We start from the raw sequence: 3,078 nt of genomic DNA, 5'->3' as shown, positions 1-3,078 counted from the left end.
CAGAGCGGCAACGGAAAACGCAGGAAATCCACTGCTGTTGGGGCGCAATCCTGCGCAATCGAAGGCGGTGATGCGCCCGATATCCCAATCGTCTCAACGAGATCGGGATTCTTCACGGACGACTATGGTCTCCCAGATCGCGGTAGCTGATCCCATACTTGCAGTACCAGCGCACGCACAGCAGGATGATCTCGACCGGAAAGCGGCGGCGCTTGAACAGAGACAACAGGGCGGCTCCTCAGACTGCCGCCTTCCTCTAAACTGCCAAGGTTAATGCAACGGTGCCCGCAAGTTGAACTCCTCGGCTATTGCCCGCTGCGGGTGCACGCATCCCTCCAATCAATGAGACGCCCGAGTTCCAGAGGTTGATGTCACGCCTTGAGACCAAGAAAAAGGCCGCTGCGGTCAGCGGCCAAAGGTGGGACCAAGGTCCTTCCAGAGGGAACGACGCGAACGGGAGGAGTGATCGCGTCTCCCATGCGATGGTGAGGCTCGCTTGCGCTTGTCACCCGGCTCATTGCTAAGCTGCTATGCACTCGGCGCAACCATCTTGCCTTGAATTCGACGAAACTCGTTGTGGTCGCAAGGAAGGCGGCATCAACAGCTGCGTGCCAGAGAGGTCAGCCGGCAGGGACTTGCCATTCTCAGCTGACATCGATCAGCTTGCTGCATCCTACACCACAGTGCTCAAGAGCCTATTGATTTGTTGAGATGCTGTCACTGTCCGCGCATACTGGCGGATCAATGGCGGATCAATGGCGGATCGTCCGGTTCATTCAGCCGCGTGGAGACTAGGTTCGGCAGTAGTGCGCACGCGTGAGCCGGCAAGGGCCTTCTGTCCGAGAATCACAGTCATGAAAGCCAAGATGGCAGAAACCACTGAGACCCAGAAGCCATTGGTTGGGCCATAGGTGTCGACCACCCAGCCTGACGCGAAGGAACCCAGCGCCATTCCAATGCCAATCCCGGTCATCACCCATGTGATGCCCTCCGTGAGCATAGCGGCTGGGACCCGCTGCTCGATCAAACCAAAGGCCGTGATAAAAGTAGGCGAGATGGCGATGCCGCTGAGGAAGACGGCGAGGGCCAGCATGGGCACCGTACTCACAAAAGGCAGCGGCCAAGCCGTCAGGGCCAGAACAGCCAGTGCGATAGTGAGTTGACGCTGCAGAGCCATCTTCACGTTCAGCGCGCCGACGATCAGACCAACGACGAACGAGCCAACCGCATACACGCCAATCACGAAACTGGCGGCGCCAGGTTGGCCGAGATGTTCGGTGATGGCAACTGCGCTTACTTCTGCTGTCGCAAAAGTTGCCCCAACGAATACCAAGGCAAGGGTAACAACCTGAACCGGCCGCTGCCAAATGGCGGAGCCGCTCGATACTTCAGTGCTCGACCGCACTTTGGGTTCAGTCGAACGCTGGACGACAAAAGCTGTGGCGCCGAGCGCCAGAAGAAGCGTACTGACCAGTAGGCCGGCCTCTGGGAAGAGAGCAACGCTGAGGCCGACCGAGAGCGAAGCGCCGGCGATGTAGACCAACTCGTCAGCGGCCGACTCGAAGGCGAAGGCGGTGTTCAGCTCTGGCCGATCTCGAAAGACTTCGCTCCAGCGGGCTCGCACCATAGCCGGAAAGCTGGGCATCAGCGCAGCCAAGAGAGCCGATGCGAACAGGGCCCAGACTGGCCAACTCTGGTTGGCCGCCAATATCAGCAGGACAAAAGCGACAGTGGCAATTACCGTGGTCGGGATCAGGATACGGGTCTGTCCTAGTCGGTCAACCGCGCGGGAGATCTGTGGGGAGATCAGGGCATTAGCGAGCGCGAAGACCGCTGAGACGGCTCCGGCGAGCCAATACTCCCCTTGGGTCTGGGAAAGCATGGCAACAATGCCAATCGGAGCCATGGCAATTGGCATTCGGGCCAGAAAACCAGCAGCGGCAAATCCTTTGGCACCGGGGGCCCGGAATATCTCTGCATAGGGGTTAGACATCTGCACGTCCTCAAAGTTGGAGGAGACGCCACTCACATACGTGGCGTATGCCTAACCAGGTAGTCGCATACGTAATGTATGTCAATTGACATTCGGGTCGTATGTGAATAGCTTTGGGTTATGGTTCGCAGATCGCGCCACGATATGATCCTAGAAACCCGCGCCAAGCTCATAGCTGCGGGACGCAAGGCCTTTGCTGAGGTGGGGTACGCGGATGCGTCGATGGACGACTTTACCGCGGAGGCAGGGCTAACGCGCGGGGCGCTCTATCACCACTTCGGTGACAAGAAGGGTTTGTTCCAGGCCGTCGTCTCCCAGATCGATGCTGAGATGGCCGAACGACTTAGGCAGCGCGCAGCTCGGGCTCCCAGTCGCTGGGAGGGCTTCGTCGAAGAAGGCATTGGCTATATCGAGATGGCGCTTGAGCCTGAAATCCAGCGCATCGTTCTACGCGACGGCCCAGCGGTGCTTGGAGATCCCTCATCATGGCCCAGTGCCGACGGCTGCGTTGCGGCACTGAGGGCAAGCTTAGAAGCACTGCAGGCAGAGGGCGTCGTCCGTGTTGTTGACCCCGAGGCGACGGCACGGATGATTTCCGGAGCCTCGTGCTACGCTGCTCAGTGGATCGCTAATTCTGACGACCCGCTTGCGACCTCACGCCGGGCCACCGCTGCATATCGCCGTCTTCTCGAAGGATTGCTGCGGGTCGATAACACGACGGTGTAACGGCACCCCGCCGCCTGCTCTTTGCCCTGCTTGGCGCAAGAACATGTCCACGAATGCAAGGGCCAGGCATCGTCAAGGACGATGTTCTGCGCCCTGACTATGGAGCACGGGACCTGGAGATCCCCCAGTCACTAAGAACTGAGCGGGCGGCTGACGCGAAACTCCTCGAAGAGGCCACTGACGAACTGGTGGGAGGCGCTTTCCAGCGCCTGGATCTTCTCCTCGACCAAGTCGGCTAGCCGCTTTTATGCACGAGGCGGTTGGAGAAGGCTGGCGGATGTAGCTTAAGCACTTGAAGCAGCGTAGGATTTAGTTGCTGAGACTAACCCCTGCCACCGATTGCACTGTGCCACACCCGC

Annotated in this window: 3 protein-coding genes and 1 pseudogene; 2 read left to right on the top strand and 2 right to left on the bottom strand. The window is 59.2% G+C overall.

The genetic code is table 11. The annotated features are described in order from the left end of the window. Window positions 1–133: 133 nt before the first annotated feature. Together ACS5Q1_RS47295 and ACS5Q1_RS47290 are read right to left on the bottom strand one after the other, a co-directional pair. Window positions 134–226: pseudogene (locus tag ACS5Q1_RS47295) on the bottom strand (IS6 family transposase); the annotation flags it as partial. Window positions 227–772: 546 nt separating this feature from the next. Continuing rightward, entirely contained in the window at window positions 773–1,993 is a 1,221-nt protein-coding gene (locus tag ACS5Q1_RS47290) for an MFS transporter (protein WP_473104692.1), read from the bottom strand. 120 nt (window positions 1,994–2,113) lie between these two features. Between ACS5Q1_RS47290 and ACS5Q1_RS47285 the strand changes: the two genes are divergently transcribed. Both ACS5Q1_RS47285 and ACS5Q1_RS47280 read left to right on the top strand, forming a co-directional pair. Next, a complete protein-coding gene (locus ACS5Q1_RS47285; protein WP_473104691.1) occupies window positions 2,114–2,719 on the top strand; it encodes a TetR/AcrR family transcriptional regulator in 606 nt (201 codons plus the stop codon). Between the two features lie 53 nt (window positions 2,720–2,772). Further along, window positions 2,773–2,958 (top strand): hypothetical protein, encoded by a 186-nt coding sequence (locus ACS5Q1_RS47280; RefSeq protein ID WP_473104690.1) that lies wholly within the window; start codon window positions 2,773–2,775, stop codon window positions 2,956–2,958. The last annotated feature ends 120 nt before the right edge of the window (window positions 2,959–3,078 follow it).

The sequence above is a fragment of the Microvirga sp. GN3 genome (genome assembly GCF_055792825.1).
This window is presented reverse-complemented; position numbering and strand designations above follow the sequence as displayed.